Here is a 23,365-nt window from a genome sequence, read left to right as displayed (position 1 = left end):
ATACTAGGTTTGGATGCATCTACGAATGTAGAAAGGCAGAGCATGAGCGTCGAGCAGGGTGGAGCAAAGCAGCAGGCGCAAGCCGAGAGAGGTGGGGTCGCGGCGGAGCGCTCCGACGCTGAGTATGAGGCGTTGCGGGCGCGGCTACTCGCACAGAGCGAACAACCGGAGCGCGGCGTTCTCAAGGACACACTCTTTGAAGTCCGCTCGATTTCGCACGTCGAACGCGGTGGTGAAGACAGGGCCAGCTCTCTGCGGGCCGATGAGGCGACGCATCTGTGGCGCTCTGTCGCAGAGGCCATGATGATCAATGAGACTAGCTTCTTTCGTGATATGAAGCCGTTCGATGCGCTGCGCGACGCGGTGCTGCCGCAATTGATCAAGCAGAACCGCTCGCGGCGGCGTCTGCGCATCTGGAGTGCTGCCTGCTCCACCGGGCAGGAGCCTTATAGTCTGGCAATCCTGCTGTGCGAGCACTTTCCCGAACTGGAGCAGTGGGATGTCGAGATCATCGGCACGGACAGCTCGAGGCCGGTGCTGGAGTATGCGCGTCAGGCTCGCTATCGCCGCCTGGAGGTCAACCGCGGGCTGCGGGCGAGGCTGCTGGTGAAGTACTTCGATCACGAGGGAGAGGTGTGGGTGCTGAAGCCGAGGTTGCGTGCAATGTGCACGTTTCAGTATGTCGACCTCTGCGCGCCGCTGCCGGACCTGCCGGTCTTCGACCTGGTGCTGCTGCGGAATGTGCTGCTGCATCTGCCTCGGATGGAGCGGGCCGCGGTCTTTCCAAAGATTCGTGAACATATGTCTTCGAGGGGGTATCTGCTGCTTGGACAGGCAGAGCAGGCGGAGGATTCTACGGATCTCTTTCGGCCTGAGATTTTTTATGGCTCTTGTTTCTATCGTGCGGCTACTGCTGTTTAGCCTCTGGTTGAATCAAAAATCTTTCTTCGCAACCAATAGAAGTAGCACTCGAAGTTCTGGGAAGGCGTGCAAACGCCCGCTTCGTGCCTAGTTGGCCTGTCCGGCAGGACAAGTCTTCTACGCAGCCGCTTACACTATTGGCGGAGTAAGTTATGCCGCGTGATGCAAAAAAATCCGCGAGGACTTCAATGGCGGCAACTGCCTCTGCCGCGAAGAAGCACTCCGCTCAAGACGCGTCCGAGCGCGCCCTTGCACTCTTCCATCCCATCACCGCCGCCTGGTTTCGCGCGGTCTTCCACGCGCCTACAGCCCCGCAGATCGAAGGTTGGCCCGCCATCGCGCGCGGCGAGTCCACCCTGATCCTGGCCCCCACCGGCACCGGCAAGACCCTCACGGCCTTCCTCTGGTGCCTCGATAAGCTCATGCTGCGTACGCCGCCCGAGGCCGCACCACGCGGTTGTCGTGTCGTCTACATATCTCCGCTCAAGGCGCTTGCAGTCGATGTGGAACGCAACCTGCGCTTTCCCTTGGCGGGCATAGCCGACACAGCCCGAAGCGAGGGCGTTGCGTTCCATCCACCCGAGATCAGTGTTCGCACCGGAGACACCTCGCCCCGGGATCGCGCCCGCTTCAACCGCCACCCGGGCGACATCCTCATCACCACGCCGGAGTCGCTCTACCTGATGCTCACCAGCGAAGCGGGAGAGCAACTGCGCACGGTCGAGACTCTTATCATCGACGAGATCCACGCCCTCGTTCCCTCGAAGCGCGGTGCACATCTGGCTCTCTCTATCGAACGTCTCGAAGCCCTCATCCAGCCGACGGGACGCCGCCTCCAGCGCATCGGACTCTCTGCTACGCAGCGTCCGCTCGAAGAGGTTGCCCGCTTCCTTGGAGGCGCAGATACAGCTATTCCAGAAATAGAAACTAATTCAGTTACAAATATTGTCGAAGCCTATCCTCCTGCTCTTTTGCAGGCGAGTAATGAGCCAGATGAAGACTTCGGCGTACGCTTCCGCCCGGTCACCATCGTCAATGCCGGAGCCCGCAAGCTGCTCGACCTTCGAGTCGAAGTCCCGGTTGAGGATATGGCGCGTCTCGGCGACATTCAGAGCGACACCTCCGAGCAAGCTCCCAAGCGAAGCAGTATCTGGCAGTCCATCGAGCCGCGCCTGCTCGAGATTGTTCAAGGCCGCACCTCCACGCTCATCTTCGTCAATGCGCGCCGCATCGCCGAGCGGCTCGCCGGTGCGATCAACGACCTTGCCGGAGAACCTATAGCCCGCGCTCACCACGGATCGCTGGCAGCCACGCAGCGCACGGAGATCGAAGAGCTTCTCAAGGCTGGTCGCCTCAAAGCGTTGGTCTGCACCTCATCGCTCGAGCTGGGCATCGACATGGGCGCCATCGACCTTGTGATCCAGATCGAAGCTCCGCCCTCGGTCGCCAGCGGGATGCAGCGCATCGGCCGCGCCGGGCACCAGGTGGGAATGCCGTCGAGCGGCATCATCTTCCCCAAGTATCGCGCCGATCTCATCGCCTGCGCCGCCGTCACGCGTGCCATGCACGAGGGCCACGTCGAATCCACGCGCTTCCTCCGCAACCCACTCGATATTCTCGCGCAGCAGATCGTCGCCATCGTCGCGCATCCGCCTATCGAGGCGAGCCTCCGCACGCGGGCTGCCAGCAACGAAGACGAAGGTCCGGGCATCAGCTATATGGGGCTTTTTCAGCTCATCCGCGCTGCTGCTCCCTTTGCCGCGCTTACCCGGCCAATCTTCGAAGGCGTGCTCGATATGCTTGCAGGACTTTATCCTTCCGATGAGTTTGCCGAGCTTCGTCCTCGCATCACATGGGACCGCACGCGCAACTGGCTCACGCCGCGGCAGGGTGTCAAACGTATCGCGATCCTCAACGGCGGCACCATTCCTGATCGCGGGCTCTATGGTGTCTTCCTCGCAGGTGCTCATGCGAAGCCTATCCGCGTGGGCGAACTGGATGAGGAGATGGTCTTCGAGTCGCGCGTCGGCGAGACCTTCGTGCTGGGCGCGTCCACGTGGCGCATCGACGAGATCACGCCCGACCGCGTCCTCGTTGTCCCTGCTCCCGGCGACCCGGGCAAGATGCCCTTCTGGCACGGTGACCGCCCGGGCCGTCCGCTTGAGTTTGGACGTCGCATCGGCGCGCTGGTGCGCATGCTGCGCGAACAGCCGCGCGGTGCGGCGCTCACCACGTTGGTTCAGGACCACGATCTCGACCCGCAGGCCGCCGAGAACGTGCTGCGTTACCTCACCGATCAGGAGCTTGCCACCACTGTCGTTCCCGATGACCGCAACATCGTCATCGAGCGCGTGCGCGACGAGCTGGGTGACTGGCGGGTGTGCTGCCTGACCCCCTTCGGCTCCAGAGTTCATGCTCCGTGGGCCACGGCCGTCACCGCGCGCATCCGCGCCAACGGCGGGCCGGAGGTGGAGGCCATGTGGACTGAGGACGGCTTCGTCCTGCGCTTCCCTGAGACCGATGAGCCGCCCTCCACCGAGCAATTCCTGCTCGCGCCTGAGGAGGCTTCGGAGCTTGTCCTGAGACAGCTCGGCTCCACGGCTCTCTTCGCCGCCCGCTTTCGCGAATCCGCCTCGCGCGCGCTGCTCCTTCCGCGCCGCAGAGCTGATGGGAGAACGCCGCTCTGGCAGCAGCGCAAACGCGCCTATGACCTTCTCACCGTAGCGGCGCGGTATCCGTCATTCCCCATCCTCCTTGAGACCTACCGCGAGTGCCTCCGCGACGTCTTCGACATGCCCGCGCTGATGGAGATTTTACGTTCCATCCAATCGCGCAGCCTGCGCGTCCACACGGTCGATTCGCGCACGCCATCGCCTTTTGCCGCTGCGCTCCTCTTTGGCTACGTCGCCAATTACATCTACGACGGCGATGCACCGCTGGCCGAGCGTCGCGCCCAGGCGCTTTCGATCGACCAGGACCAACTCCGCGAGTTGATGGGGGATGCCGACCTGCGCGAGCTGCTCGATGTCAATGCCATCGCTGAGACCGAAGAAACGCTGCAATGCCTTGTTGATCCCTACAAGGCGCGCAACATGGACGGTGTACATGATCTTCTGCTTCGCCTTGGAGACCTCAATCGAGCTGAGCTTCTTGCCCGCTGTACTTCGCCTGAAGCAGCTCTTACTGTCGAGCGTCTGCGCAAGGCTCGTCGTGTGTTGGAGGTGGTGGTGGCGGGAGAGAAACGCCTCATCGCCGTGGAAGATGCGGCCCGCTTCCGTGATGCACTCGGGGCTGCTCTGCCGACTGGCCTGCCCATGGCTTTTCTCGCTCCTGCGCCGGATGCAGTTCTCGACCTGATCCGCCGCTACGCCCGTACTCACGGTCCCTTCACTACTGCCGAGGCTGCTGGTCGTTTTGCTCTTCCACCTGATGTTGTCGAGGCTATCCTCAACCGACTTGTCCAAACTGGCCGCATTGTTGAAGGTGGTTTTCGCCCCGGCGGCAATCACCGCGAGTGGTGCGATAACGAGGCTTTACGCGCTATTCGGCGCAAGTCGTTGGCCCGCCTTCGTAGAGAGATCGAGCCGGTCGAGCAGGCCACGCTGGCCCGGCTCTTTACGCGCTGGCAGGGAGTGGTGCAGCCGCGACGTGGCCTTGATGCGCTGCTCGATGTCATCGAAAACTTGCAAGGCGCGCCTATTCCCGCGTCTTTGTTGGAGAGTGAGATCCTTCCCGCAAGAATTGCAGACTACAAGCCTGCCGATCTTGACACTCTGATCGCTGCGGGTGAGGTTGTCTGGTGCGGGCTCGATCCCATCGGCGAGCGTGACGGTCGCATCGCGCTTTATCTTGCCGAGCGCCTCCCCGAGCTTTGGCCTGTAACAAATTCAGTTCCAAATACAAATCCTGTTACAAATTCGATGGCGGATCGCGAAGCCCGCATCGTTGCTTACCTCCGCGGCAATGGAGCCAGCTTTTTTCAGTTGCTCCACGACGGGACGGGCGGCGGCTACCCGGGCGAGACGCTAGAGGTCCTGTGGGCGTTGGTCTGGCGCGGGCTGCTGACCAATGATTCGCTGCACTCCCTCCGCGCTTACTGCGAGCGGCCTGCGGAGGCGAAGAAGCCTGCACGCCGCGTCCACAACCAGCAGGTCGGATTCCGCTCGCGCCGCACCACTCCTCCTACAGCACAAGGCCGCTGGTCTCTGAACCCCGCTGCCTTTGCGGAGAGCCGCTCCGCGACCGCGTGGGCACATGCGATTGCTCAGCAACTCCTTACTCGCTATGGTGTGGTCTTCCGTGAGACGGCTCACGCGGAGAATCTTCCCGGTGGTTTCTCCGCGATCTACGACGTGATGAAGGCGCTTGAGGAGTCGGGCCGCATCCGCCGTGGATACTTCGCTGCCGACCTCGGGGCTATTCAGTTTGCGATGCCTGCTGCGGTCGATCTTCTGCGTTCTCTCCGTGCCTCGGGCGATACCGGCAAGATTGAAATGCTGCAACTGGCCGCGACCGATCCTGCTAATCCCTACGGTGCTCTTCTACGCTGGCCTTCGGTTGCAGACGCTTCGCTGACCCGTTCTGTGGGGGCTCGCGTCATCCTTGCCGATGGGATGCTGGTGGCTTATCTTCGTCGGGGCAATCCCAATGTGCAGGTCTTTCTGCCGGAGGAAGAGCCGCAGCGTGGGCGGCTTGCGCGGGCGCTTGCCGAGTTTCTTGTGGGGCTGGGAGGGATGTTGATTCGTTCGATCAACGGCACTGCCGTTGCCGAGCACTGGCTTGCGCGGATCTTATTGGATGCAGGGTTTCATGCCGCTCCCATGGGCTTCAATGTGCGTAGAGGCTTAGTCCTGCCGGACGGACCCGCTACGCGCGGAGCGGGCGTTCACACGCCTTTTTAAAGCTGCGTGGTCCACTCGCTGGTCGGAGTTGGGAGGATTACTGCCGACCAGCGAGTGTCGAAGTGCTACTGCTGCGGTGGTGTTTCGTTCTGCGGCTTGTCTCCGCCGCCAAAGAGCCGCTTGAAGAAGTTCTTCTTCTTCGGCGCTTCGGGATCGTTACTCTCCGGCTGCTGCGGAGTGGAGTAGTTATCCGGCGGCACCGGCGCGGGAGCAGCTCCGGTCAACTGATCGACGATCGTCTGCGTCCGGTCGCCCATGTGCGAGCAGGTGCCCGCGGGCTGGGTGCCGTCGAGGAAGGCCATAGTGTAGCCGTTGCCCGAGCAACTGGCGTCGGCGGGCAGGTTGCTGGCCCTGTTGATCTCCACCAGAGATACTCCGTCAGGCTTGGTGAAGCTGTGCATGTCCGAGTACTGCGGCAACTTGATGGCGCGGTTCATGAACTCGGCCCAGATGGGAGCGGCGGCGAGTGCGCCTTGTAGCTTCACGTCGGTGTAGTCGTCGTTGCCGATCCAGATGATGCATAGCAGGTTCGAGGAGTAGCCCGCGAACCACGCGTCGTGGCTGGTGCCGGTCTTGCCCGCGGCCGGCGCGGTGAATCCGTGGCTGCGCACGGTGGCGGCGGTGCCGCGAGCCATGACGCCCTCGAGCAGCGACTGCGTCAGGTAGGCGGTGCGCGGGTCGAGCACCTGCTTGGCCTCGGGGGCGAAGTCGGCGACGATATCGCCGTTGGGGTTGCGGACGCTGGCCAGCATCCACGGCTTCAGGTGAACGCCGTTGTTGGCGAAGACCGTGTAGGCTCCGGCCATGTCGATGGGCGTGGCGCTGTAGGTGCCGATGGCGACCGATGGTGTGGCCCGCGCGTTGGTGATGCCAGCCGAGCGGGCCAGCGCGGCGACATTGCTGTAGCCGACCTTCTGCGCCAGGGCGATGGTGGCGATGTTTAGCGAGTGCTCGATGGCTGTGGCCGCTGTGACCATGCCGGGGTACTCGCCCTTTTCGAAGTTGCCCGGAGTGTAGGACTGGCCGTTGGTGCCGAAGTCCTGTGGGTCGTCACTGATGCGGGTGAGGGCGGTGAAGGTCTCGCCGTCGCCGAGTGTGAGGCCGTTGAGCGAGGTGTTGTAGGCGGTGGCGTAGACGAAGGGCTTGAAGATGGAGCCGGTGGGCCGCTCGGAGACGGCGTGGTCGAGCTGGGAGACGCCGTAGTTGCGGCCGCCGACGAGGGCGAGGATCTGGCCGGTGTGGGGATTGATGGCGACGAGCGCGACCTGCGGGTAGGTGACGCTGGCATCCTTGGCCCGGCGCTGCTTGCGGACCTGCTCATCCACATTGCGCATTCCCACCTCGACGGCGTCGGAGGCGGCGCGTTGCAGCTCGGGGTCGAGCGAGGTGTAGATGCGCAGGGACTGGTGGTTCAGGTCGTCGCCGAGGCGTTGTACAAGCTGCTCGTGGACGAGGTCGATGAAGTACGGGGCCTCGCTGGCGTCGACGTTGGGCGGGGCGAGGTGGAGCGGCTCTGCCTTGGCGTGCTCGGCCTCGGCCTCGGTGATGGCACCGGTCTCAACCATCGAGTCGAGGACGACGTTGCGGCGCTCCATGGCGCGCTCTGGGTGGCGATAGGGGTTCAGGCGGTTGGGAGACTGGATCGTTCCGGCGAGGAGGGCGCACTCGGCGGTGTCGAGACGGCCAAGGTCTTTGCCGAAGAAGGCCTGTGCGGCCTCGCCGAAGCCATTGATGGCGAAGCTGCCGCGCTGGCCCAGGTTGATCTGGTTGGCGTACATCTCGAAGATCTGCTGCTTGTTGAAGCGCGACTCGAGCTGGAAGGTGATGAGGATCTCGCGCAGCTTGCGGACGTAGTTCTTCTCGGGCGTCAGGAAGAAGCCGCGCGCGAGCTGCATGGTGAGCGTGGAGCCGCCGCACTCCTTCTGGTGCGAGACCAGATCCTGCTCGGCGCACTTGGCCATGCGGAGGTAGTTGACACCGCCGTGCTCGAAAAAGCGGCGGTCCTCGATGGCGACCACGGCCTGCACCATGCGCGGCGGAATCTCCTTGTAGCTGACGAGGCGGCGCTTGGTGCGGTTCTTGTCTTCGGAGAGGGCGGTGATGAGCCGGGGCTCCAGCTCGTAGGCCTGGAGAGCGACGCCGTTTTCGGCGGTGATGGCGGTGACCTGCGCGCCGTCGGTGGTGATGGTGGCCCCGTCGGTGGAGTGGAAGGACTGCGGGCCGGGCTTGATGAGGATAGAGTTGTCGCGGGTCTCGAAGGTGCCGAGGTTGGGATTGCCGTTGTAGCCTGCCGAGCGCAGGTCGGCGGCGATGGAGGCCACGGTGAGGCGCTGGCCGGTGCGGACCTCGCGCGGCGCGGCGTAGATCTGGGCGACGGATTTGAAGAGCGGCCCGGCGGCCAGGCGGTCGTCGACGATCCGCTGGTACTTCATGTAGAAGAAGCCGAAGATGGCGGTTCCGGCGAGCAGAACCAGCAGGACGAGCACCAGTACGCCGCGCAGGACGCTCGAGAAGAAGCCCACCTTGGGGCGATTGGGACCGAGTTTGAGTTTGACTGCCATAATCTTCAGACCTTACGGGTGGGGCTCGTTGGAGAGAAAGAAAAACATTCTCGGGGCTGTGCCCCACATTGTTTGGACGCTTCGAGAGGGGCTTGCACCCCTCCTTTTCCAAGCGGCCGCATCCATGCAGTTACGGTAGCCAAGGCCAGCAAGACAACAGCAACAGCGCCCTTACGCCGGGCGGGCGGCGCTTCGTGCGGTTCTCGACGCTGCGCGTGTTCTTGCTTTCATCACGCAGCGCCGAGTGGATTTCCATAACTTACAACCTACAACTCTACGCAAGCGCCAGCTTTACAGCCGAAACGATCTCGGCCACCGGGACATCAGTAGTTTGACTCTTCAGCCGGTCCAGCAGCTCTACCTGCCCGTCCACCAGCTTCTTGCCGATGGCGATGCGGTAGGGAATACCCGTCAGGTCGGCGTCCTTGAACTTGACCCCGGCGCGCTCGTCGCGGTCGTCGAGCAGCACGTCTACGCCAGCAGCCTCCAACTCGGCGGCGATCTTTTCGCCAGCCTCCACCAACTCAGGCTCCTTGACGTTGGTGATCGTGACGACGACCTGGAAGGGCGCGATGGCGGCGGGCAGCACGTAAGCCTCGCCGTTGTGGGCCGCGGCCGAGGTCTCGATGGCGGCGGTGAGGATGCGCTCCACGCCGATGCCGTAGCTGCCCATAATGGGGGTGACCTCCTTGCCGTCCTTGTTCAGGACCGAGGCTCCCATGGACTTCGAGTACTTGTAGCCCAGCTTGAAGATGTGGCCGATCTCAACGGCCTTGCCCAGGCGCAGCGGCTGCCGGCCGATGGGGTCAAGCTCGCCCTCGAGGACGTTGCGGATGTCGGCCGTGACCGTGGGGGTGAAGTCGCGGCCCGGCGTCACGTTGCGCAGGTGATAGTCCAGTTTGTTGGCTCCGGCGACGAGGTTGTGACGGCCCTCAAGTCCTAAGTCCATGATGACAATGCTCTTCAGGCCCTCGGCGGCGTTCTCGCGCGAGACGCCCTTCAGCTTGGCCAGCTCCTTGCCCGACTTCAGCCCGTTCAGCGAGCCGCCGGACATCACCTCGGCGATGCCCACAGGGCCAAGGAACCCGGCGGGGCCGCCGATGTGCAGCGCAAGCTCTTCGGGCATCATGGGCCGCAACTCGGCGGTGCCCGCAATGGCGTTGAGCTTGGTCTCGTTCACCTGGTGGTCGCCGCGCAGAAAGGCCACGACGGGGCGCAGCGGCTCGCCCGCTGGTGCGGCGGCGCGCTCGCCCATGAAGGCGACGCACTTGATGTCCTGCGAGGCCTGGATGCCGAAGAACTCGGTGACGTCGGCGATGGAGGCCTTGCCGGGCGTGGGTACCAGCTCGGGCAGGCCGTCGCCGGTAGGAGCCAGGTCTTCGACCGGGGCCAGAATGCTGGTGGCCTTTTCGAGATTAGCGGCGTAGCCCGAGGCCGAGCTGGCGATCAGGTCTTCGCCCGCCTCGGTGTAGACCATGAACTCCTGCGACTGCGAGCCGCCCATGGCTCCCGAATCGGCCTCGACGGCGACGAACTCCAGCCCGCAGCGGCTGAAGATGGTGCGGTAGGCCGCGTCGTGGAGGTTGTACGATAGATCGAGGCCCGCCTCATCGATGTCGAAGGAGTACGCGTCCTTCATGATGAACTGGCGGACCCGGAGCAGGCCGGACTTTGGCCGGGGCTCGTCGCGGAACTTGGTCTGGATCTGGTACCAGATCTGGGGGAGCTGCTTGTAGCTGCGCAGCTCGTTGCGGGCGATCGAGGTCATGATCTCTTCGTGGGTCATGCCGAGACAAAGCTCCGCGCCCTTGCGGTCTTTGAGGCGGAACATGTTGTCACCCATCCCGGTCCAGCGGCCCGTCTCCTCCCAGATCTCTTTGGGGTGCAGGGTAGGGAGCAGGAACTCCTGGCCGATGCGGTCCATCTCCTGGCGGATGATGGCGATGATTTTATTAATGGAGCGATTGCCAAGGAAGAGATACGAGTAGATGCCGGCGCCGAGCTGACGAATATAGCCTGCGCGCAGCAGAAGTTTATGGCTGGCGACTTCGGCGTCCGTGGGCGCCTCGCGCAGGGTCGGGATAAAGAGTTTGGACCAACGTTGCATGTGTGCTTTCAATGCCTTCCAGCCCTTTGTCGGATGGGCCAACCGGTAAGCGGTGCCGCGGAGAACGAATGAACCCCCATTCTAACTGTGCGTCGAGGAGGCCGCTTGTGGGAGAGAAAGCGCCACAGTGTTCGGTGAACGACAGACACGTAGCGAACATTACGCGTAACGTGACTCTATTGTTCCACTTACGGTGCACGGATCGATCTGCCCGTCTCATGCCAGTTTTAGTAAAGGAATAAGTATCTTGAGTAACGACGGACCCCCGTCGGCCAGTTCGATCCGGCCCAGAAATTTAATTCTTTCGCAGATGCCCGAGTCTCAGTACGCGGCTATCTCGCGCTTCCTCGTGCCTGTCGATCTCCCGTTGGGATTTCGACTTTCGGAGCCGAACCAGCCGATCGACCATGTTTATTTCCTGGTGGGCGGCCTGGTCTCGGTGGACGCGCTGACCGAGAAAGGCGAGTCGGTGGAGGTGGGGGTGCTGGGCCGGGAGGGGTTTGCCGGGCTGAGCGGCCTGCTGGGGCATCCGCAGATGTCGCACTCGGTGGTGATGCAGGGCTCGGGCGCGGGGCTGCGGATTCGCACGAATATCGTGCGGGAGGAGTTCCTGAAGGGCGGCGAGTTTGCCCGGTCGGTACACTCCTTTATTTACATGCAGATGGTGCAGATGGCCCAGTCGGTGTTGTGCAACCGGCTGCACCCGATCGAGGCCAGGATGGCGCGGTGGATGCTGACGGCGTGCGACCGGATGCAGACCGACAACCTGAAGCTGACGCAGGAGTTTCTGGCGCAGATGCTGGGGTCGAGGCGGTCGACGGTGACGGTGGCGGCGGGGAAGATGCAGCGGAGGGGGCTGATCGACTACCGGCGGGGGAATGTTCAGATTGTGAACCGGCTGGGGCTGGAGGCGGTGGCGTGTGAGTGTTATGGAATTGTGCGGTCGACGTATGACTCGTTGATTGGCCGGAACTATTAGCCACTAAACACGCGCAGCGTCGAGAACTGCATGAAGTGCCGCCCGTCCGGCGTCAGGACGCTTTTGCTTGTTTTCTTGGTTGTCATTCAGGAGCGAAGCGGAGGAATCTGCTTTTTTCTTTGTCGTTGCCGTTGCTTCTGGGGTAGGTCCGGGCTTTAGCCCCGACCTACCCCAGAAACAACAGCAAAACTACGCCCCCTGCCAGAGATCATGCAGGTGCAGCGCCCCCTCGACGCGCCCATCGGCGACCACGATGAGGGTGGTGATCTTGCGCTCCTCCATCAAGGCCAGGGCGTCGGAGCCGAAGGCTTCGGGCGAGATGGTGACCGGAGTGGGGTTCATGATCTCCCCAGCGGTCTTCTCCAGCGCGTGCGTGCCTTCGCGTTCGAGCAACCGCCGCAGGTCGCCGTCGCTGATGATGCCTTCGAGGCGGTCGCCGTCGAGCACGGCGGTCATTCCCAGGTGCTTGCGCGACATCTCGTGGATTACCTCGGGCATGGCCGTCTGACGGGCCACGCGGGGAATGGCGTCGCCGGTGTGCATGACGTCGCGGACGCGCTCCAGGCGGCGTCCGAGCAGGCCGCCGGGGTGGAGCGTGGCGAAGTGCTGGGGGGCAAAGCCGCGTCGCTGGCTCAGTTCGAGCGCCAGCGCGTCGCCGAGGGCGAGCATCAGGGTGGTGGAGGCGGTAGGGGCCAGGTTGAGAGGGCAGGCCTCCTGATCGACGCTCGTGTCCAGCGTGACGGCGCTGGCCCGCGCCAGCGTGGAGTCGGCTGCGCCGCAGAGGCTAACGATGGGGATAGCCAGATGGTTGAGCGTGGGCAGCAGGCGGAGCAGCTCCTCGGTCTCGCCCGAGTAAGAGAGCGCCAGGACGATGTCGCCGGGTTGCAGGATGCCCATGTCGCCGTGGACGGCCTCGGCGGCGTGCAGGAACTGCGCCGGGCTGCCGGTGGAGCTGAGCGTGGCGGCTAGTTTGAGGCCGATGAGGCCGGATTTGCCGATGCCGGTGACGATGATGCGGTGTTCGGCGGCGGAGGCGGCGAGCAGCAGGGCCACGGCGCGCTCGAAGGGGGCGGCCAGCGTGGTGTCGAGGCGGTCGGCGAGCTGCGACAGGGCGGCGGCTTCGATGCGGACAAACGTGGCTGGGGTATGGGTTTGGGTCGGCATCGGTAACCAAATGGCGCGGGCGGAGTCGAATGTTCGGCAGACCCGCGATAAAACCGATGCTAGCAGAGCGGAACTCGGAGCCGACTGACGATAGACTTGTAGATGGAAGTTAAGTAGAGGGGCATGATGAAGCGAAGCGCGCTCGTAGTGGTGGCGATGGTAGTCGGGGTTACCCTGCTGATCTGGGCCGGGGTGCATAACCGCCGCGAGCGGTCGCTCGCGATGCAGAAGGCCGCGGAGAAGGCGGCCATGTCGATGCCGGAGGCGAACGCTCCGGGTGCGGGCGATGGCCCGGCGCAGCCGTCGCTCGAGGGCAAGAAGGCCGCGGCGTTCTCGCTGGTCGATCTCGACGGCAAAAAAGTAACGCTGGCCGACTACAAGGGCAAGCCCGTGCTGGTGAATTTCTGGGCCACCTGGTGCGCGCCGTGCAAGCTGGAGATGCCCTGGTTCGAGGAGTTCCGCAAGAAGTACACGGACCTGGTGATCCTGGGGATCGCCGAGGACGACGCCAGCAAGGAAGAGATTGCGAAGACGGCGAAGAAGGCCGGGGTGACCTACCCGATCCTGCTGACGGACGGCAAGGTGGCCAGCGCGTACGGTGGCGTGGAGCTGCTGCCGACCTCGTTCTACGTGGGCAGGGACGGCGTGATCCTGACGCAGACGGCCGGGCTGGGCGGCAAGGATGAGATCGAGGCGCACATCCAGAAGCTGGTCGGGGCGGGCAAGTAGTGTTGGTACGCGGACTGGTGATGGGGCTGGCGCTGCTTCAGTTCAACGTCAGCATGGATTTTGCGCCGAAGCCGAAGCAGTATGTGGCCTTTGCGGCGGAGCTGGCGACGGTTCCGGCGGGTAAGCGGGCGGAGCTGGAGTTGCGGTTTCGGGTGGCTGGCGGGTTTCATGTGAACTCGCACACGCCGAAGTCGGAGCTGCTGATTCCTACTCGGCTGGAACTGGTTCCGGCCGTCGGGGTGAAGGTGGCCGAGGCGGTGTATCCGGCGGGGAAGAGCTATAGCTTCAGCTTCAGCCCGAAGGAGTCGCTGGATGTTTATTCGGACGACTTTGTGGTGAAGGTGCCGGTGGTGGCCGCGGCGGGGGAGCATGAGCTGAAGGGGACGCTCAGGTATCAGGCTTGTGACCGGGCGGCGTGTTATCCGCCGAAGAGCCTGCCGGTGGATGTTTTGTTTACGGCGAAGTAGTTTTTACGCGAGGCGTGGAGAATCGTACGAAGTGCCCCGGCGTGAGGGCGTTTTTGTTGTTGCCTGTCTTTTTGGTTGTCATTCCTCCGCTTCGCTCCTGAATGACAACCAAAAGAACAGGCAACGACAGGTCTTGCCGCTTCGTTATCGCTTTTGTGTAGCCAGCTTCTTCTGCGTATCCACAAAGCGGCGCACGCGGTCGAGCGAGCGGGCCTTGCCGAAGACGATCAGGCTCTCGAGCAGCGGCGGCGACGTCGTGCGGCCCGTTAGGATCGCGCGGAGGAGCATGAAGTTCTCCTTGACCGACCACTGTTTGGCCTCGCCCACGGTGCGCAGAGCGGCGTCGAGACCCTCGGGGGTCCAGTCGGCGGCTTCGAGGGCAGCGAGCTGATCGACGGAGAAGGTCAGGGTCTCCTCCAGCGTGCGCTTCTTGGGGACGAAGACCTCGGCGGACGGGGTCACGTCGTCGCGGAAGAAGAAGTCGGCGAGATCGCCGAACTGGCCGAGTGTCTCAATGCGCGTCTGAACGAGCGGGGCGATTTTAGCCAAATAATCGTCCGAGAAGAGGACGGTCTTGAGCTGGGTGAGGAAGGACTCCGGCGTCAGGGCGCGGAGGTACTCGCCGTTGAGCCACTTGAGCTTGACCAGGTCGAAGACCGGGCCGCCGAGCGAGATCTTGTCGAAGGCGAACTGCTCCAGCATCAGTGGCAGCGTGAAGATCTCGGCCTGAACGGACTTGTCGGCCTCGCCGGTGGCCGGGTCGATCTTGCCTCCGGCGGGCATTCCGCCGCCCATCAGGCCGAGGAAGTTCAGCATGGCCTGGGGCAGGAATCCGGCCTGCCGGTAGTAGATGAGGGAGACCGGGTTCTTGCGCTTGGAGATCTTGCTCTTGTCGAGATTGCGCAAGAGCGGCATGTGCCAGAACTTCGGCAGCTCCCAGCCGAAGGCCTTGTAGAGCAGCACGTGCTTGGGGGTGGAGGAGATCCACTCCTCGGCCCGGATGACGTCGGTGATGTGCATCAGGTGGTCGTCGACGACGTTGGCCAGATGATAGGTGGGGAAGCCGTCGGACTTCATCAGGACCTGATCGTCGACGTTGTTGTGCGAGAACTTGACGTCGCCGCGCAGCTCGTCGCGGAAGGTGGTCTCGCCCTCGATGGGCACCTTGAGCCGGACGACGTAGGGGCGGCCTTCGGCCAGGTAAGCGTCGATCTGGGTTTGGGTAAGCTCGCGGTGCGCTCCGTTGTAGCGCGGGGGCAGCTTGGCGGCAAGTTGGGCTTTGCGCAGTGCTTCCAGCTCTTCGGCGGTCTCGAAGGAGCGATAGGCGGACCCGTTGGCGAGGAGGATCTCGACGTGCTCGCGGTAGATTTCGGTGCGCTCGGACTGGCGGTAGGGGCCGTAGGGTCCGCCGACGTCGGGGCCTTCGTTCCAGTGGAGGCCGAGCCAGTGGAGCGAGTCGAAGATCTCTTGCTCGCTGGTGGCGACGAAGCGGGTGCGGTCGGTGTCTTCGATGCGGAGGACGAACTGGCCGCCGCGCTGGTTGGCGAAGATGTAGTTCAGCAGGCCGATGTAGGCGGTGCCTACGTGGGGGTCGCCGGTGGGCGAAGGAGCGATGCGGACGCGGGTGGGACGGGTATTTTCAGTAGACATAGTCAATATGGATGGTATCAAGCAGCTTGTTCTGCTTCCGGGTTAGAGGTCGATGGCGAACTGGTGGAAGGAGCCGGAGGCGGCGGGTTTGGGCTCGCTGGCCAGGGCCAGGATGAGGCGTTCGAGGACCAGCCGCTTGTCCGGTGGGGAGCTGCGGATCTCGAGATCGGCGCGGGCGATCAGGCGCAGCGCTCGCGTTAGGTCGGCGCGGGATTTGTAGCGGCGGGCCTGACGGATGAGGTCCTCCGCCGCGAAGGGCGGCATACGGAAGCCGTGCCAGAGCACCGACCAGATGGCGCGGGAGTCGCGCACGTTCTTCTCGAGGATGATGAGCATCTGGCGGAAGGTGCGGGCCAGCATGTACAGGTGGCCGATGGCCGAGTCCTCGCCGCCGTCGGAGGCGTTGAGCAGGCCGTGCAGCAGCGCGAGAGCGCGGGGGCGGTCCTTGGCCGAGATGGCGTCGGTCAGCTCGTAGAGGGAACGCTGCTTGGCGGCGAGGACCATCGTCTCCACGTCGCCCAGGGTAATGGTGGGGGTGGGGATGTCGGCGACGGGCTGAGCCTGATCGTGTTGCGGCGGGATGAGGAAGAGCTGCTTGCCCTGCGCGTAGAGGGCCAGCTTCTCGAACTCGCTGGCGATCAGCATCATGTCGGCCCCGAGGGCGTCGACCAACTCGCGGGCGGCGTCGGGGTGGATCTGGGTGTTGCGGGTGACGGCCTCGGCGGCCAGCCAGCGGGCAGCGTCGCCCTCGTCCACGCGCGATAGCTCGACGATGCCGCACCAGTCGCCCAGGGTCTCGCGGATGCGCTCGAAGCGCTCCTTGTCCTGCATGTCCATGCGGCGCAGGTCGGTGGGGATGGAGAGGTGGTCGGCCACGAAGATGATGAGGGCCGAGGGGTTGGGACGGCGGAAGTAGGCGTCGATGGCGGCGAACTCTTCCTTCTTCTGACCGCGTCCGTAGAGGGTTTTGAGGCCGCGGACGAAGAGCACCTGGAAGGGCACCATGAGCGATGGGGTCTGGGCGCGGTCGAGCACGTCGAAGATGGGGACCTCGGCGAGGTCGAGGTCGTGGAGGCAGAAGTCGCGCTGATCGGGCGGGGCCAGCTCGGCGAGGACACCGGCGCGGCAACGCTGGTAGAGAAAGGACTCGTCGCCCGCGAGGACGTAGCCGGGGCGGCGCGCGTCGGTGGCGATCTCAGCCAGGAAGCGGTCGGAGCTGGCGAAGGAGCGGATGCTGGAGGTCGGTTTCGGCGCCATTAGAAGGACTCCAGAACGTTGGAGACGAGGGCGTGGGCGAAGTCGCGCGCGATGCGCTGGACGGCAGGGCCGTCCTCCTGGATGAAGCCGCTGAGGTCCTGGGTGGACTGGTACTGATCTCGATAGGCCATCGCGTCGTTCTGGTAGAGGACGTGGCCGTTGCGGTCGGTGAGCACGACGCGGGCGGTGATGGTGATGAGGTAGCTGGACGTTTGGCCGGAGGTGGAGTCGTAGGTCAGCGGCGAGAAGGTCTGCGAGAGGATGGTGCCGCGCAAGGTGGCATCGGCGTCGGCCGCGTCATTGTTGAGGATGACGTACTTGGTGCGGGTGTCGAACTCGCGGACGACGGCCTGGGTGAAGGCCATCTCGGTGTGGAAGGCCTGGGCGCGGGTGGCAAAGACGGGGACGTACAGGGTACGGACGTTCGCAGGCAGGTGCGTGGCCGCGCCGGCGGCGTGGTAGCCGCATCCGGCGAGCGGAAACGAGAAAAGGATCAGAAGAATCAGGAGAATCGAACGGCACATGCTGGTTCTATTGTCGCACCGGATGCTGAGGAGAGGCTGTGAGTTATAGGTTGATGAGCCTTATCAAATACGCGAAGCGTCCAGAGCAGCACGAAGTGCCGCCCGTCCGGCGTCAGGACGCTTTTGCCGTTGCTTCTGGGACAAAAGGAAGCGGCCCTGGGGAGGGTTCTCCGCAGGGCCGCCGGGTAAAGTTGAGGTGAGCTACGGCAGGACTGGTTAGAAGCTGGCGCGGAGACCCATCTGGATCTGCCGCGGTTGGTTTCCTTGAGTCCGGGTGACGCCGAAGCTGGCCGGGGTTGCGATGCTGAGGCTGGGGTTGGCGAAGTCAAGATGGTTCAGGGCGTTGAACATAATGCCGGAGAACTCGAGACTGGACCGCTCCCAGACCATCAGCGTCTTCTTGATGCTCAGGTCGACGTTCAGGTAGCCGAGACCACGAATCGGGCCGGTTCCACCGCCATGCTCGTCGATGCCGAGGATGGTCGGACGGACGGTGTCATAGACCGCGACCGGATCGGCGAACATGTTGATCGCCGCCGGTCCGGGGCCTTTGACGGTCGTTCCGACGTTGATGGCGGGGTTGATGGCGTCCTGACCTCCGGCAACTCCACGATGCGTATGATAGCCGCCCGTGTAGGGCTTGGTGAAGACGCACTGCTCTTTGTCCGAGAGGTTGGAGCCATCGGCGCCGCCAAAGGACTGGGAGCCAGCGTTCGTGGTGCAGGTGAGCGGCTGGCCCGTGCCCGCGACGATGACCGGTGAGATCGTCCAACCACCGGCGAGGCGGCCGACGATGCCCTCCTGATGCTTGTACCACGGCGTCTGGTAGACGATGAAGGTGTTGAAGATCAGCTTCTGGTCGAAGGACTGGACTCCGTAGTTCTTATGGATATCGAAGGAGTCGTTCGCGACCGAGCCGCTGGTGGATTGGGCGTAGGCGTTGAGTCCGAGAGCCTTGCTGTAGGTGAGATTCTCCTGCAGGGTGAGGCCGCGGAAGTTGGTGGTCTTGAAGGTGACGTAGCCTCCGTTGTAGTTGCTGTAGCCGGACGAGGTGCCGACCGTGAGACCGCTGCCCAGCTGACCTGCCGATCCGAAGGACGAGCCGGGGATGGGCGTGTTCATCATGGTGCGGGAGAAGTTGAAGGCTCCGTTGTCCAGAGCCGACCAGAGGGCGAAGACCTTCTGGCTGCCGAAGTTGCTGGCCTGGTTGTGGACGACTGCCGCCGTACAGCTGGCGAACCCGCTGCAGTAGGCCGAGTTGACGCCGCCGAGAGCTGACTCGAAGAAGGGCTGAGGCGAGACGTTCGGAAGCACCGGGGTCTTGGCCGTGGCTTTGCTGGTTGCCAGAGAGCAGGCGCTGGCCGAACTGGCGCAGCCGAAGGCGGTCTCCACCGCGGCATAGGCCGCTGCGAAGGTCTGGCCGCCTTTGCTGAACATGTAAGGCACGGCGTTGGGGTTCACCATGATGTACTCGTTGTGGATGAGGCGGCCGATGTAGCCGACCTCGACGAGCATCTTGCGGTTGATCTGGCGCTGGATGGAGAGGTTGAAGGTATCGGCGCTGTTGGGGCGCAGGCTGGGGTCGAGCGGCGAGGCGATCGAGACGCCAGGGCCGTTGTAGCCGGGGAAGTAGGGTTGAGGTGCCGTGGCAGGAGCCGACGCCAGAGGAGCCGAGAGGCCGTCCAGGTTGTTGGCCGTCGAGCCGAAGCGGAAGACGCTACCGTCGTTGAAGCCGGTGGCGTTGCAGGTGCCGTCGGACTGCGGAGTGCGGCACTGCACGGCCAGGAAGATGCTGGGGCTGAGCAGCGGGTTGAGCACCTGCAGGTCGCCGTTGATGCGTCCGTAGATGCGTCCGTAGCCGCCGCGGATGACGGTGGAGCCGTCGCCGAAGATGCGGCGGAGGGCCGAGTTCTGGAAGTTGGGGTTCCAGGCCAGCGAGACGCGCGGGCTGACGGAGCCGTAGTAGGGGTTGTAGGGGTACTTGCGGCCACCCTGGACGTTGTTGATGAGGGCGAAGCCGGTCTCGGGGTTATAAGACGCACCCTGAGCGGCGGCTGACGCGCGTGCTGCCAGGTAATCGGCAGCGCGGATGGGGTTGGCATTGGTATCGACCCACATGACCTGGTTGCCGTTGCGCTCGTGCGGCGGCATCTCGATGGCGTAGCTGAGGCCGTAGTTCAAGGTCAGGCTGGGCTTCATGTGCCAGGTGTCGGTCGCATACAGGTTGTAGTACGGAACTGAGGTGCTGGCTCCGATCGACGTCTGCGGAGCGTTCAGGGTCAGGCCGCTCTTGGTGTAGGTGTAGGTGTCGCCGACCTGGGTGTCGGTCACCATGCCGTAGTAGGCGGCCAGCAGGCGGGCATTGTTCGTGTTGCTGGTCACTGCGCCGAGTCCGCCGGCGTTCAGGCCGGGGAAGGTAATCAGGCCGGCTCCGCTGGCGTCGCCGATCTGGTAGGTGGTGGTGTAGTTGATGTTGTTGCCGTTATCGCTGCGCTGGTGGTAGTTGAAGTTGTGCTGGAACTGGCCGCCGAACTGGATGAGGTGGTCGCCCTTCAGCTTGGTCAGGTTGTCGCTGATGAAGTTGTCCTTGCCGTTCCAGATACGGGTGCGGACGTCCTGCGTATCGACGTTGTAGGGCGCGAGGACGACGGTGCTCGCGCTTTCACCGAGAGGCTCGAGCGCGCCGCCCGCACCGGCAAGCTGCGGAGGAGCGTTGTTGTCCTTCCACTGCCAGTTGTTGCGCAGGTAGCTGTAGTGGAAGTCGTTGGTCAGCGAGGAGCTGATGTTGGTGGTCAGGCCGACGACGAAGAACCAGGGGTCCTGCGGACGGTTGGCGTTGGCGGCGGGTACTCCGAGGGTGTCACCGGCGAAGGCTCCGCCGATATCGACCTGGTTGGTGGTGAGCTGGGTGAGCTTGAAGTAGCGGTAGCTCGCCATCAGGTGCCACTTGGAGCCGAAGTCGTGGTCGACGCGGGCTACGCCGAAGTTGCTGGACTGCGGGGTGCGGACGTTCGCCTTGTAGCCGATGGTGTTGACGCCATCGCAGTAGGAGGCGCTGACCGGGCCGCAGCTGGGGTCGAAGACGCCCGCGTACGAGCCGCCCTGTTGGGGTAGCTGCGTGGCCCAGAAGTTCTTCATGCTGGCGTTGAGGCCGAGATGGCGCGGGTCGTCGGCCTTCAGCGTGTCCGCAGTGTAGGTGACGCCGTTGAAGGTGAGGTTACCGGCCATCATGGCAGCCGAGGGGACGGCGCGCTCATAGGTCTGAGACTGCGGGTAGCGGAAGCCCTCGTAGTTGACGAAGAGGTAGGTCTTGCCTCCCAGCATCCAGGGAGCGATGGGACCGCCGCCGGCGACTCCGAAGCGGCTGTAGTGGTAGCTGGGCTTGGGCGTGTAGAGCGACTGGAAGTTGTTCTCCCACTTGTTGGCGCCGATGTTGCTGTCGAGGTAGTACTCGTAGACGGTGCCGGTCCAGCGGTCGCGGCCGCGCTTGGTGACGATCTGAGACTGAGAACCCGAGGAGTTGTTGAAGTCGGCCGTCTGGCCGGAGGTGGAGACGCGAAACTCTTCGACGCTGTCCTGCGGCATGGGCATGACGCCCGAGGAGCCTGCGCCGAGGAAACCGCCCGTGGTCGAGTTGCCGAAGGAGCCGGTGTACTGCTGCATATTGCCGTCCATGTCGCTGGAGTTGCTGCCTCCGTCGAGAGTGATGACGGCCTGGTCGGATACGGTTCCGGCGACGCTGCCGCCGGGGGTGACGCCGGGCTGGAAGGAGGCGAAGGAGCTGACGTCGCGGCCGATGGCGGGCAGCGAGTCCACCATGACTGGGTCGACGGACTCGCCGACGGTGGAGTTCAGGGTTTGCAGGTCGGCGTTCGAGGCCTGCACCTCGATGGTGGTCGATTCAGAGCCGATGGCCAGGCGGAAGTTGGCCGTGGTCTGCGCACCGACGCCGACGGGCTGGCCGGTGATCTGGTCGGTGGCGAAGCCGGACTTGGTCGCGGAGATGCTGTAGGTGCTGGGCGGAACGTTGGGCAGTACATACTGCCCGTCCTTATTGGTCGTGGCCGAGAGCTTCGCCTTGGTGGCGATGTCGACCACCGTGATGGTGGCCCCTTCGATCAGCGCGCCGCTTGCGTCGGTTACGGTTCCGGTTACGGTGCCGGTGCTGGTGGCCTGGGCAAATGCAGAGGGGACGCTACCGGGAAGACAGGTGAGTAGGAACAGCGTCAGAACTGCAAATAATGGCCGCCAAAATGTAAGTCGTATCATTCCATCCCTCTTTCATGTTCGAGATCTCTGTGTTTGTGAACTGGGGGAGTGTTACTCGTCAGTGCCGGAGCAGGGAGCTGTCTTTACTCCGGTCGAATTGTCTGATTACCTGACCAATTGTGGAATTCCAACTGCAGATACGGTGCTACGGTTGCCCCATCTGCAAAGAGATGGGGACATGAGGGAGTGGAAGCTGCAATAGCTCCAGTAGGGGCGAGGCAAGTAAAAAGTGTTGCTAAGCTACCGGAATGCGAAAGCGTGTTTCGTGGTGTACGAATGCAGAAATCGAGTGCTTTGGGAGAGCAGCTACAACTGCAAAACCTATCAACTCAGGTGACACGAACAGCACTGATGCGTGAGTGCGCGAGGTCTGCACACTTGTTTCAAGGGTGAGTCGATACCACGTCGGCAAAGGATTCTTTGTCACGAATCGTGGCTGGATTGCGGGGTTTCTGGTGTGAAATTACCACAAATAAATCCTGTTGCAAGTTTTTTTTGATGATTGTCGAATTAGTTCGGTGTAGTGGTGTGGCAGAGGCGCATTTTGGGAATTTTCGCCTATCTGCGCGGGGACGGGCGAGTGGGTGCTCGACCCATGTAAACTTTCGGACCTGAAGCAAAGAGCTTCCGACCCCGCTGCGCAGGTCTGGGGATGCTCGCGGCTTCTGATCTTTTATGACTTCGGAGTTTGGAGGAAAGATGAAGACCTTACTGGTGGTGCTGTTGTTGTCCTCCACGCTGTATGCGCAGACGCAACGTAAGCAGGTCGATCCCTTTGACGCGCTGCCTGCGAACATGGAGGTGCTGAGCCACTTCGGCGAGCGGGCCGACTTTGCGCCCGATAACAAGAGCGTCGCGTTTATGGGCAAGAGCTATGGCGACGCGTTCGTCGTCGACCTGAAGACCCATGTGATCCGCTGTCTGACGTGCAATGTTCCGGGCACGGCTTTTTTGCGGGTGATGTACCTGGCCAATGGCGACTACATCCTGCTGGGGCCGGAGAAGTTTACCGATCTTAAGGTGAGCCGGACGCGGGATAACGAGTTCTGGTATCTGAGCAAGAAGCCGAACTCGAAGCCGGTGCGGATGGGCGGGGTGCATCTGCACGAGGGCGCGGCGGTCTCGAAGCACAGCATGAAGGTCTCGTACTCGGAGACGTGGGAGGAGATTGCGTCGTTCCCGGAGCACTACTCGCGGCTGATGACGGCGGATGTGGACCTCTCGGGGACGACGCCGAAGCTCATCAACCAGAAGATGGTCTATGAGAGCCACGACAACGACTGCATTCTGGAGGCGCAGGACTTCTACGATAACGACACCAAGATGACGTTCACCTGTTACGTGACCAAGGGGCGTCCGGCGGGCTCGGATGCGCTGGCCAAGGTGATGGGGATCGACCTGAAGACGGGCGTGGTGACGGACTTTACCAAGTCGCCCGAGACCTATAACGAGACCGAGGGTATCTATCCGGACGGCAAGTACACGAGCGTCGAGGGCGACCGGCACATCGCGCAGCTCGGCGGCGAGCATGGGATGAAGAACATCGATATCTACAAGATGAAGCTGGACGGGACGGGGAAGGACTACGTCCGGATCACGCACTTCAACGACTACCAGGGGTGGAAGTCATCGAACCCGGTGATCTCGACCGACGGCAAGATGATGGCGTTCCAGGTGGGCCACTCGACGGATGCTTCGGCTGGGATTGGGTATGGGGTGCTGCTGTACCACTTTTGAGCGATGATGGTGGAGTTGAGCGGGATCGAACCGCTGACCTCCTCGTTGCGAACGAGGCGCTCTCCCAACTGAGCTACAACCCCACATCTGTTGTTGCTG

13 protein-coding genes and 1 tRNA gene are annotated in these 23,365 nt (G+C 63.2%); 6 read left to right on the top strand and 8 right to left on the bottom strand.

The annotated features are described in order from the left end of the window. Positions 1–42: 42 nt before the first annotated feature. Both FTO74_RS15515 and FTO74_RS15510 read left to right on the top strand, forming a co-directional pair. Positions 43–921 carry a protein-glutamate O-methyltransferase CheR gene (locus FTO74_RS15515; protein ID WP_162538959.1) on the top strand — a complete coding sequence of 293 codons (879 nt, stop codon included), beginning with the start codon at positions 43–45 and terminating at the stop codon, positions 919–921. 188 nt (positions 922–1,109) lie between these two features. After that, a complete protein-coding gene (locus FTO74_RS15510) occupies positions 1,110–5,822 on the top strand; it encodes a DEAD/DEAH box helicase (protein ID WP_162538958.1) in 4,713 nt (1,570 codons plus the stop codon). 65 nt (positions 5,823–5,887) lie between these two features. On the opposite strand, the gene FTO74_RS15505 is transcribed toward FTO74_RS15510, so the two are convergent. Together FTO74_RS15505 and FTO74_RS15500 are read right to left on the bottom strand one after the other, a co-directional pair. Beyond that, the gene (locus tag FTO74_RS15505; protein ID WP_162538957.1) at positions 5,888–8,383 is read right to left on the bottom strand and encodes a transglycosylase domain-containing protein; all 2,496 of its coding nucleotides are present in this window, start codon (positions 8,381–8,383) and stop codon (positions 5,888–5,890) included. 274 nt (positions 8,384–8,657) lie between these two features. After that, positions 8,658–10,490, bottom strand: a complete 1,833-nt coding sequence (locus FTO74_RS15500; RefSeq protein WP_162538956.1) for a proline--tRNA ligase — start codon at positions 10,488–10,490, stop codon at positions 8,658–8,660. Positions 10,491–10,800: 310 nt separating this feature from the next. On the opposite strand from FTO74_RS15500, the gene FTO74_RS15495 reads away from it, so the two are divergent. Next, complete coding sequence (locus tag FTO74_RS15495; RefSeq protein WP_162538955.1) at positions 10,801–11,469, top strand: Crp/Fnr family transcriptional regulator; 669 nt, start codon at positions 10,801–10,803, stop codon at positions 11,467–11,469. Positions 11,470–11,658: 189 nt separating this feature from the next. Here FTO74_RS15495 and FTO74_RS15490 read toward each other — a convergent pair whose 3' ends face one another. Beyond that, on the bottom strand, positions 11,659–12,633 hold the full coding sequence (locus tag FTO74_RS15490; protein WP_162538954.1) for a KpsF/GutQ family sugar-phosphate isomerase: 975 nt from the start codon (positions 12,631–12,633) through the stop codon (positions 11,659–11,661). Between the two features lie 123 nt (positions 12,634–12,756). Between FTO74_RS15490 and FTO74_RS15485 the strand changes: the two genes are divergently transcribed. Together FTO74_RS15485 and FTO74_RS15480 are read left to right on the top strand one after the other, a co-directional pair. After that, the gene (locus tag FTO74_RS15485; protein WP_255462313.1) at positions 12,757–13,362 is read left to right on the top strand and encodes a TlpA disulfide reductase family protein; all 606 of its coding nucleotides are present in this window, start codon (positions 12,757–12,759) and stop codon (positions 13,360–13,362) included. Continuing rightward, the gene (locus tag FTO74_RS15480) at positions 13,362–13,829 is read left to right on the top strand and encodes a protein-disulfide reductase DsbD domain-containing protein (protein ID WP_255462312.1); all 468 of its coding nucleotides are present in this window, start codon (positions 13,362–13,364) and stop codon (positions 13,827–13,829) included. The genes FTO74_RS15485 and FTO74_RS15480 overlap by 1 nt, the downstream gene beginning before the upstream one ends. Positions 13,830–13,973: 144 nt before the next feature. On the opposite strand, the gene gltX is transcribed toward FTO74_RS15480, so the two are convergent. The 4 genes from gltX to FTO74_RS15460 all read right to left on the bottom strand — a co-directional run bounded on the left by gltX (position 13,974) and on the right by FTO74_RS15460 (position 21,529). Beyond that, the gene (gltX, locus tag FTO74_RS15475) at positions 13,974–15,479 is read right to left on the bottom strand and encodes a glutamate--tRNA ligase (RefSeq protein WP_162538953.1); all 1,506 of its coding nucleotides are present in this window, start codon (positions 15,477–15,479) and stop codon (positions 13,974–13,976) included. A 42-nt stretch (positions 15,480–15,521) separates the two neighbouring features. Next, positions 15,522–16,736, bottom strand: coding sequence for a DNA polymerase III subunit delta (gene holA, locus FTO74_RS15470; protein ID WP_162538952.1), 1,215 nt, complete (start codon positions 16,734–16,736; stop codon positions 15,522–15,524). After that, positions 16,736–17,260, bottom strand: a complete 525-nt coding sequence (locus FTO74_RS15465; protein WP_162538951.1) for an LptE family protein — start codon at positions 17,258–17,260, stop codon at positions 16,736–16,738. Before FTO74_RS15465 ends, holA begins: the two co-directional genes overlap by 1 nt. A gap of 216 nt (positions 17,261–17,476) precedes the next feature. Continuing rightward, the gene (locus tag FTO74_RS15460; protein WP_162538950.1) at positions 17,477–21,529 is read right to left on the bottom strand and encodes a carboxypeptidase-like regulatory domain-containing protein; all 4,053 of its coding nucleotides are present in this window, start codon (positions 21,527–21,529) and stop codon (positions 17,477–17,479) included. A gap of 699 nt (positions 21,530–22,228) precedes the next feature. On the opposite strand from FTO74_RS15460, the gene FTO74_RS15455 reads away from it, so the two are divergent. Next, positions 22,229–23,266, top strand: a complete 1,038-nt coding sequence (locus tag FTO74_RS15455) for a hypothetical protein (protein WP_174242234.1) — start codon at positions 22,229–22,231, stop codon at positions 23,264–23,266. A gap of 7 nt (positions 23,267–23,273) precedes the next feature. On the opposite strand, the gene FTO74_RS15450 is transcribed toward FTO74_RS15455, so the two are convergent. After that, positions 23,274–23,349 (bottom strand) — tRNA-Ala (locus FTO74_RS15450). Between the last annotated feature and the right edge of the window lie 16 nt (positions 23,350–23,365).

Origin of the sequence: Granulicella sp. WH15, from assembly GCF_009914315.1 — a bacterium.
Taxonomy (GTDB): Bacteria; Acidobacteriota; Terriglobia; order Terriglobales; family Acidobacteriaceae; genus Edaphobacter.
Note: the sequence above shows the minus strand (reverse complement) of the source record. Positions and strands in the feature narration are given on the sequence as shown.

What these genes read in the sequence shown, in the direction of transcription:
- FTO74_RS15495 (WP_162538955.1), top strand. Translation starts at nt 10,801, where the DNA reads ATGCCCGAGTCTCAGTACGCGGCTATCTCGCGCTTCCTCGTGCCTGTC.
- FTO74_RS15485 (WP_255462313.1), top strand. Translation starts at nt 12,757, where the DNA reads ATGATGAAGCGAAGCGCGCTCGTAGTGGTGGCGATGGTAGTCGGGGTT.
- gltX (WP_162538953.1), bottom strand. Translation starts at nt 15,479, where the DNA reads ATGTCTACTGAAAATACCCGTCCCACCCGCGTCCGCATCGCTCCTTCG.
- FTO74_RS15460 (WP_162538950.1), bottom strand. Translation starts at nt 21,529, where the DNA reads ATGATACGACTTACATTTTGGCGGCCATTATTTGCAGTTCTGACGCTG.
- holA (WP_162538952.1), bottom strand. Translation starts at nt 16,736, where the DNA reads ATGGCGCCGAAACCGACCTCCAGCATCCGCTCCTTCGCCAGCTCCGAC.
- FTO74_RS15515 (WP_162538959.1), top strand. Translation starts at nt 43, where the DNA reads ATGAGCGTCGAGCAGGGTGGAGCAAAGCAGCAGGCGCAAGCCGAGAGA.
- FTO74_RS15510 (WP_162538958.1), top strand. Translation starts at nt 1,110, where the DNA reads ATGGCGGCAACTGCCTCTGCCGCGAAGAAGCACTCCGCTCAAGACGCG.
- FTO74_RS15505 (WP_162538957.1), bottom strand. Translation starts at nt 8,383, where the DNA reads ATGGCAGTCAAACTCAAACTCGGTCCCAATCGCCCCAAGGTGGGCTTC.
- FTO74_RS15490 (WP_162538954.1), bottom strand. Translation starts at nt 12,633, where the DNA reads ATGCCGACCCAAACCCATACCCCAGCCACGTTTGTCCGCATCGAAGCC.
- FTO74_RS15455 (WP_174242234.1), top strand. Translation starts at nt 22,229, where the DNA reads ATGAAGACCTTACTGGTGGTGCTGTTGTTGTCCTCCACGCTGTATGCG.
- FTO74_RS15500 (WP_162538956.1), bottom strand. Translation starts at nt 10,490, where the DNA reads ATGCAACGTTGGTCCAAACTCTTTATCCCGACCCTGCGCGAGGCGCCC.
- FTO74_RS15465 (WP_162538951.1), bottom strand. Translation starts at nt 17,260, where the DNA reads ATGTGCCGTTCGATTCTCCTGATTCTTCTGATCCTTTTCTCGTTTCCG.